This is a genomic window from Vibrio sagamiensis NBRC 104589, assembly GCF_007990935.1.
Classification (GTDB): Bacteria; Pseudomonadota; Gammaproteobacteria; order Enterobacterales; family Vibrionaceae; genus Vibrio; species Vibrio sagamiensis.
Window position 1 is genome coordinate 1 of the sequence record NZ_BJXJ01000073.1, and the last position, 6,667, is coordinate 6,667.

General features: G+C 47.1%; 7 protein-coding genes and 1 pseudogene. All 8 read right to left on the reverse strand.

Annotated elements, in window-relative coordinates; genetic code table 11:
- Positions 1 to 1,030, reverse strand: a 1,030-nt coding sequence (locus VSA01S_RS18880; RefSeq protein WP_186810637.1) for a S1 family peptidase, incomplete at its 3' end; no start/stop codon positions are given.
- Positions 1,031 to 1,190: 160 nt separating this feature from the next.
- Positions 1,191 to 1,631 carry a hypothetical protein gene (locus tag VSA01S_RS18885; RefSeq protein WP_039984009.1) on the reverse strand — a complete coding sequence of 147 codons (441 nt, stop codon included), beginning with the start codon at positions 1,629 to 1,631 and terminating at the stop codon, positions 1,191 to 1,193.
- A gap of 11 nt (positions 1,632 to 1,642) precedes the next feature.
- Entirely contained in the window at positions 1,643 to 2,605 is a 963-nt protein-coding gene (locus tag VSA01S_RS18890) for a type II secretion system protein (protein WP_039984008.1), read from the reverse strand.
- A gap of 10 nt (positions 2,606 to 2,615) precedes the next feature.
- Complete coding sequence (locus tag VSA01S_RS18895) at positions 2,616 to 2,900, reverse strand: hypothetical protein (protein ID WP_147052758.1); 285 nt, start codon at positions 2,898 to 2,900, stop codon at positions 2,616 to 2,618.
- 184 nt (positions 2,901 to 3,084) lie between these two features.
- Positions 3,085 to 3,588, reverse strand: coding sequence for a hypothetical protein (locus VSA01S_RS18900; RefSeq protein WP_039984006.1), 504 nt, complete (start codon positions 3,586 to 3,588; stop codon positions 3,085 to 3,087).
- A 20-nt stretch (positions 3,589 to 3,608) separates the two neighbouring features.
- Positions 3,609 to 4,616 carry a hypothetical protein gene (locus VSA01S_RS18905; protein ID WP_039984005.1) on the reverse strand — a complete coding sequence of 336 codons (1,008 nt, stop codon included), beginning with the start codon at positions 4,614 to 4,616 and terminating at the stop codon, positions 3,609 to 3,611.
- On the reverse strand, positions 4,613 to 6,187 hold the full coding sequence (locus tag VSA01S_RS18910; RefSeq protein ID WP_039984004.1) for a GspE/PulE family protein: 1,575 nt from the start codon (positions 6,185 to 6,187) through the stop codon (positions 4,613 to 4,615). Before VSA01S_RS18910 ends, VSA01S_RS18905 begins: the two co-directional genes overlap by 4 nt.
- A pseudogene (locus VSA01S_RS20085) lies at positions 6,168 to 6,667 on the reverse strand (hypothetical protein); the annotation flags it as partial. The gene VSA01S_RS18910 and the pseudogene VSA01S_RS20085, both read right to left, overlap by 20 nt.

Sequence of the window (6,667 nt, forward strand, 5' to 3'; positions counted from 1 at the left end):
GAGCACCAAAGCCTATTGAGCCTCCGCTTTTTGAACCAGAACTTTGAGGTTCCTTGACGCCACCATTTGTTGGCTGCTTGATTTCTTTATTGACGACGATGATTTCATCCTCAGATAAATAAACTTTTCCTGTTCCGCCTGTGCTTTTTATACTCAACTCGCATACTGAAAATGACGTTATAGTATTCATGCAAGAACTAGATGGTAGGATTTCGACATCTCCTTCTACTCTATAAGAATTGGCCAAATCAGGCTCAGAGCCCATTCGATGAAGCGATTGTAATGTTATTTTACCTTGACCATTAACGACTATATTTGTTGGGTAATGCCAGCCATTAATGGTATCAAGTATAAAATCACGAGCATAATGTAAATCTGTACCGTAGGTTTCGCGGGTATCATCATCTCGGGTGCTACCAAAATGTAAGACACTACCCTTGTGTACGGCAACAATTTCACCATTTTGATTAAGCCACGGGCCTCCTGAATCACCGCCAGTCGTATGCGCCTCATTAACTTGGTTCGAATACCAGTGATAACTGTAAACCCAATGCGCATGATCAAAAGTAAAAGGAACCTGATTTACAGGAGCGTCGCTATCGTAAGTTCCACCAAAGCCTTGAACCATGAATTGATAACCTTTGGCAGGCGTTTGCTTAAGTGTTTTCAATCTCGATGTCGATGTATATTGCGCCAAGTTAGCTAAACGAATCAAACCAATATCTTCATTATTCCAGTCAGGCACTGGGTCATAGTTAGGATGCATGATCCGTTCTGCAACCGTATACGTCTCATCTGTTGCCGTAGTGATGGTATCGACGTTATCTGCTTTTTCAAGGCAGTGGGCCGCCGTTAATACAAACTTACCAGCTAACAAAGTCCCGCTGCATTGCCCCCGTTTATTTAGTACTTGACTGTCTAAGCGCACCAAATCGTCATGTTCAAGCCAGTTCACACTCTCGCCATTGACGACAGCATGGGACGCACTGGACATCAAGGCCAACGCGAATATTGATAGAATTCGTTTCATCTCTTCACTCTCCATGATTGAGATAATAAGCAAACGATACCATATGATGCATGTTATCTCGATGTTTTCTCTATGATCTTTTGTTCTAATGCATTGTTTCTTATTCAGGATCGACATATGAGCAAGTGATCACACGTCAACTTGAACGCGTCTTATATCCTTATTGGCACTCGGCTTTGTAACCCTCATCGCGCGATAAATAACTAAATCTCTCGGTATTCCATACATCGCAATGGCCACTCGTTTGATGAGCGCACACCTCTCTGTTTCCTATTTTTTCATTGGCAATCCACCCTTTTGCTCCAAGCAAGCATTCCTGACCAATGCTAGAAGGGGGAATGGGATTACTGGCATAGGCTCCCGCATCGCCAAATGTCATTACTTCTGAGCCAGTTTTTACCCAATGACCTAGTTGATTACCGCTGCGAATATCGCTTTGTGTTTCACCTGGAGTTAGACCTGTGTTGATAGGTGATGTAGAGGTTTCATTATTTGACTCATAAAAGTCTGCACTAGATTCCATCGCATCGTTGTAAGTTACTTTGGCAACAGCCAAGGGCGTAAAAAGCATAATTGAAATTAATGCCGACTGTATTTTCATAATCTTTCCTATTATTTACATTGTGTTACTGCAAGCACATTACCTGTTGACTGAGTGCCAATTTCATTAGTGATGATGTTCTTAACTCTAAGTGCCAAACCTATTTCCCAGTCAGAGGTCGTTTCAGATACAATATGAGGCTTTTGACTACCAATCAGTTGATAATCGGACTCAATACGGACATAGCCCAATCCCAAATCGATACGGGGATTCAGGTCTTTCGGGCATGATGGTTTTTTCACTTTGTCGCCATGCTCCACGGTATAAACGTTCGAGAGCCCCCGACTGACTAACTTCTGAGTGCCGTCATCATTCGCTATCGTCACATCTCGCGCATTCGTGATGGCATGCTGACCACCGACATCCCAATCTCCCAGCAAAGTAGAGTCACCGCTACGCTTAACCAGCGATTCATAGCCGAACGCTTTGTCGGGCCTGTCCACCCTGACCTTGATCATGTTACTGGTGTCGTCATATTGAATGTTGGGCAGTTGAGCCAGCATCGATATCGTTGTGTTTCGTTCATAGCGAAGCGTTTCATCGGTTTTACTCGGCAATTTCAAATCAATTTCAGCCCGGTAATAGCTCTCCCCTTGACTTGGTTTGATTTCAACTACTCGATAATCATTTCTTTCAATCGTGCCCCATGGCGTTTGATTGATTTTCATGCACAAACCGCGACGATTGTCGGCCGTGCTGCATGCCGGTACATACTTACCTTCTAAGTCGCTTAAGTTAAATGGAAACAAGCCTGCACTGTTGATACTAAAACCCGCGGTGTATTTATCATGGGCATAAGCGTGCATCTGACGCCGTAAATACAGTACTCGGTTATAAAATGACTCCGCATTATTAAGAATGCGCTTTTTTTGTGTGTATTCAGCAATGGCCATGCTGCCCGCACCGACAATCGTGAGGATAATCAGTACCCCCATGATCAGCGCAAAGCCGTGCTGTTTATGACGTAAGTTCATGATGGTCCTTTTAACGAATGCATCCCGTTTCGATATTCAATTGCTGAAAGTCGGGGAGCGTGAAACGAAGTGGGGCGTAAAACTGCAACGTGGCCCCTTGAATGACATCGGCTTGAAATCGGTTTATCAGCCCTTTCATGGATTGATCTAATGTGACGCTAACAACAATGGCGCTGGGTGGGGTGCGAGGCACCCCACTTTGCAGGTAACTCACGTCATAAGTCACCCCGTTTTGTTGCGCGACTTCCCCAAGCACTTGCATTGACAGCCTTGTTTGAGTCAAACAGCGAGACATCAACACCGACTTAGCATAGTGCTGTTGACTCTTATCAATTAATCGATGGACTGCACGCTCAATGTGCCAGGCACTGAGTAACTGGTTGCCATAGCGGGCGAGGGGAACAACAAGAAGGGAAAGAAGTGAAATAAGAAGCAGATATTGACCGAGTTCAGCGCTTAGAAAACCGCGCTGCGCCATATTAATAAATCATAGTCAAGGAATCAGCGCCAACCGTTAAGCTACTGCAGTTGCTCCCGCTCATGCAATTACTTCGAGTAGAGGGCGCAATGGCGTTAGCCACACTGGTGATTTTTTTCTTGTCCGTCTCATTAGGAATTTTGCCGGTCACAGCAATAGTTCCAAGATTGCTCTCAGGGGCCGCTAATATCCAGTCTCCACCAAATGGGTTAGTCGCTTTGCCGTCATTTGCAGCACCACAAATGCTTTTACTTAGCGAGCCATCCTCACACACCACTTTAATAGTGACGCCTTTGAAATTGGGCCGAAACTTCTTCCAAGCTTGTGCTTCTTGCGAAATTTCACTGGCTTGAGAAACAAAACGCATTTCATTTATCTTAAACACCAGTTTGGGTGCCTGTGAAACAATAAAGATGAGCGCAATGACAATGAAAGCCGCCACCATGGCAAACTCGGCGCTGATTGCCCCGCGTTGACGTTGAACATAACAATGTTGTGATTTCATGTGTGTTTCCTTTTTTCAGTTCATTTCAGTTTCAAATTCGTGGCCATATCGAACGCCAGCGTACCGGCTCCAAGAGCCATCCAAGCGACTATCAATACAACGCAGAGAAACAAAAAACGTGAGCCCCACGTTTTCAATCGACTCATTTCAAGCAGTAATTGGGTCGCGTGTATCTCTGCGCTCTTTTTTAAGATGATGGGGGCATCACCGGTTTCACTGAGCATTTTCAGCATATCGAGTTCCGCCGTATCCATCAGACCTGAATCGAAAATGACGCCGACGTTGGTTTTGCCTCGTGAGATGGTGCTGAGCATCCTTTTAATGTGACCATTCATGTATGCCGAGGGGTGATTATCGTAGTGTTCCAGCGCCGATTTGATGCTGTTACCCACTAAGATTTGATGGGCCACACTCGTGAGCAAGTTCGTGCATTGAATGTAGCGATATTGCCGATACACAGGCCAAGCATCAATCCAATGCCTGGCCGCGCCCGTGTAACGACTCAGTGACAACGTCACGACAATGATGCCTATCATCAAAAGAGCAATGAAGGTCAGCCCGTGATTAAGCCAGAACAATCCAAAACTTTCCGCACTGCTCGATATCACGCCCCAGCGTTGCCGCGGCCCTTGCTCAGCAAGCATAGGGAAAGCAAACGCGGCCAATGCTGCACTCATAGAAAGGGCAGCAGACAGACCCAATAACGGCTTGATAAAGACTTTAACTAACGCAGCACCACTGGCTTCATCCACTTCTAGGGCGCCTATCGCATCTCGCAGCCCCTGAGTGAAATCACCCACATTTTCAGACGCACTCAAACACAAGTAGGCACTTTCAGAAAGGCACGATTTAAGCCCCAAACTGAACCCTTGACCTCGACCGATGGTAGTTAAGCAATGTTCTCCAGCTCGTTTTTCATCCTGACTGCCATGAAGTTTAAGCAGCGTCGCAATGTCTTTTTGCTTCAGGCCCGCGTTGGACAGTCGCTCGATTTTATCGAGCATGGCCAGCTGCGCTTTTTTCTTCATCGTGCCTCCTCAAAAAACGTCGCATAGACCGAAGAGGCCGCTTGTTCAAAGAGCCCATTCACCCGCTCAGAGGCCGTGAACAGGTCAACCTCACCTCGATTTATTTTGAGGTTTGCGTGGTCAAGCACGCTCTTAAAGCCTTTTTTCTTCAGCGCCTCGCCCCAATTGAGGTAATCCTTCTTGATGATGTAGTGCCGGTCTTCATCGTCGAGCACGATCATTTCCACCAAACTGGTGCGCCCTTTCTCTCCCTCGATACAATGTTCACACCCTTCACGGCGCCGAAAACGAAGGGTCTCTGAGCCTTCATAAACGCTTTGCCAACGCTCAAATTGCACTCGTTCATTAGGGGTCCAATGGGCTTGCACCTGCGCTAATGTGAGAGAACAATGAGGACATAAGGTTCTGACCAAAGTTTGGTATATCCACAATTTCATCAAGTCCGGCGCCGTGATAAGAGCCAATGGCACCGCCATTTGCTCATTCATCGTGTGCGCAATGCCCGATGCACTGGAAGTGTGCAGCGTGGCCAACATCAGTTGACCGGTTTCCGCTTTACGACACACCGCCATCGCCCCCGCTTGAGTACGCATTTCCCCATGGAATTCAATGTCTCCGTCATGACGAAGCAGCAATCGAACGAGAGCATCCAATTCATCATTATCCCCTTGCACGGAGGTTTGCATCACCCCGATATCGACCTCCACCGGATCTTCAATGGTGTTGATTGCCCGTCCCGAATCTTTCACTTCACTGAGGGCACTCGCTATTGCCGTGGTTTTCCCCGAGCCTACTTGTCCAGCCATCAAGCACGCCCCACTGGCTGAACGCATAAAAGCGCGCATCGCCGCGACATGACCGGGTTCCCAACCGAGACTATCTAACTTGGGAATGGTGAGGTCTTTATTGAGCCAGCGCAGCGTGGCTTGCCCCCCTTTGTCTTTGGCATAGATGTAGCTGATGCGCCAAAGGGTGTCGCGTTTTACCCAGTGAGTCTCCCCGTTTTCGTCTTTATACGGGGTGTCCAACTCCATCACGATACGGCCATTGTTCGTCTTGTTGACGTAGAAATCCCCATCGGTATCTTGGGCTTTCTCATTAAACAGATACCCAATAAGGTTATTGCCATACTCGTATTCAGGGATCGCCTTTCTCAATTCAACCAATCGGCCATCGACTCGAATAAGCAAGCGCGTCTCTTTAGCATACAGTTCAATGTGTATATCAGAGGCGCCCCGTTCGACCGTCTTCGACAGCATATCGACCACGTCTCGCCCTATGGTTGACAGGGTTTTATCATCCCATCGAGGCCCCTGAACTTGCCGAGTCAATCGCTCAATCATCTCTGTAATGGTCAGCGCATCGGTATGCACTACCTTTAAGACTTTACCCAGCAGGGAGGGGTAGTCTTGATAGTGCGTGGCTATCACCTGCTTGATTTTTTCAATCGCGTTACTGTCAAGGTTACAAGTGAGTAGGACGCCTTCTTCGGTTAACACCGTGTCTTGTGATTCAAAGTATATGGACTTCAGTTCATCGCTGATGAGCACGTCAGCGTGTTCGTTTATCATGTTCTTTTTCCTTTTTGTTCACGGTAGCGGCCACAAATTTGGTGTGCAGGCGCCCTTTGGCGTCTTTGAATTGAATGGCTCCTGGTTGGATATCAACCACTCGAATATCTTGGATATTGGCGTGTTGCTGTACTGGCACGGTTTGCCCCTGCAGCGAGACCCAAGCCATCGTACGCGCTGGCGTCGCGATGATGCTTTTTACTTCAATCAAATCGATGATTGAGGCATTTGTCTCATTAACAGGCGATGGAGGCTCCGTCTTTGGCGTCATGCTTTCAAGGTACGCTTTCTGGATTGTTTGAGCTTTTAACTGCGCTTGCATACGTGCCTCTTCCACTTTGCTTAAAGCCGTATCTTCCAATGCATTAAGCATCGCCTGTGCTTTATTGGACAGTGTGAAAGTGGCGAAAGGCGGTGTACTCAAATTGGGTTGGTCTATGGCTTCGCCATCGATGATTACCTCACTAGGTGTCACCTGGA

Bases quoted from the DNA above. Each gene is read 5' to 3' on its own strand.
- VSA01S_RS18885 (WP_039984009.1), bottom strand. From the start codon at position 1,631: ATGAAAATACAGTCGGCATTAATTTCAATTATGCTTTTTACGCCCTTG.
- VSA01S_RS18890 (WP_039984008.1), bottom strand. From the start codon at position 2,605: ATGAACTTACGTCATAAACAGCACGGCTTTGCGCTGATCATGGGGGTA.
- VSA01S_RS18895 (WP_147052758.1), bottom strand. From the start codon at position 2,900: ATGTCTCGCTGTTTGACTCAAACAAGGCTGTCAATGCAAGTGCTTGGG.
- VSA01S_RS18900 (WP_039984006.1), bottom strand. From the start codon at position 3,588: ATGAAATCACAACATTGTTATGTTCAACGTCAACGCGGGGCAATCAGC.
- VSA01S_RS18905 (WP_039984005.1), bottom strand. From the start codon at position 4,616: ATGAAGAAAAAAGCGCAGCTGGCCATGCTCGATAAAATCGAGCGACTG.
- VSA01S_RS18910 (WP_039984004.1), bottom strand. From the start codon at position 6,187: ATGATAAACGAACACGCTGACGTGCTCATCAGCGATGAACTGAAGTCC.